At 63.0% G+C, this 619-nt stretch carries 2 protein-coding genes; one reads left to right on the top strand and one right to left on the bottom strand.

Annotation, left to right across the window (positions count from 1 at the left end):
- The coding region (locus QWI17_RS10555) for a hypothetical protein (RefSeq protein ID WP_302722469.1) at positions 1 to 194 on the top strand (194 nt) is incomplete at its 5' end.
- A gap of 111 nt (positions 195 to 305) precedes the next feature.
- Here QWI17_RS10555 and QWI17_RS10550 read toward each other — a convergent pair.
- Positions 306 to 619 (bottom strand): ABC-type transport auxiliary lipoprotein family protein (locus QWI17_RS10550; protein WP_302722468.1); only part of this gene is annotated, 314 nt, incomplete at its 5' end.

The following is a 619-nucleotide window of genomic DNA, read 5'->3' as shown; positions in this document are numbered from 1 at the left end:
AGCAGTACGCAGCCGCGAGCGAAACTGGCGGAGGCGAGGTGTTGCGAGGGGGCGTAGCGCTAAGGCGGCGTAGGCTGCCAGTAGAGCGTTTGGAGTACAGTCATGCTGGTGTTCCTGTAGCTCAAGGGGTATGCGGAGCCGAAGTATACAATGAAGCCATCGTCGATTGCGACCCGCTGGCAGGCTCTGCATGACCTACGTCAGATACAGGCTTATTCAATGGGTATACCTGCGGGCAAGGCTTTGTTTTCCACCCGTTCTTGTCCGAGCTGGTCTGTGTGCTGAGGGGTGAGTTGGCCAGACGGTTACTCGTCGGCGCTCAGGCGCTGCACCTGGCCGTCGCGCTGAAAGCCGTCGAGCAGCCGGTTGCGCAGCAGCATCGGGGCCGGATCGCTCCAGCGCGCGCCCTTGTAGCTGCTGACCACATTGCCCTGCGGGATGACCGCAATCCGTGGCCCGGCCAATACCTCGCTGGCCAGCGGTTTGTTCAGGCGCAATGACCAGTCCAGCGGCGGCGCGCTGCGGCTGACCTGGTTGACCGGCAAGCGATACAGGTCCACAGGCTCGCTCGTGGGCAGGATCGAGCAGGCGCTGGTCAGCCCAATCGTGACCGCCAAAG

This window comes from Gilvimarinus gilvus, assembly GCF_030518155.1.
GTDB classification, from domain to species: Bacteria; Pseudomonadota; Gammaproteobacteria; order Pseudomonadales; family Cellvibrionaceae; genus Gilvimarinus; species Gilvimarinus gilvus.
The sequence above is the reverse complement of the archived record's forward strand: the minus strand, read 5'-3'. Positions and strand labels throughout refer to the sequence as shown.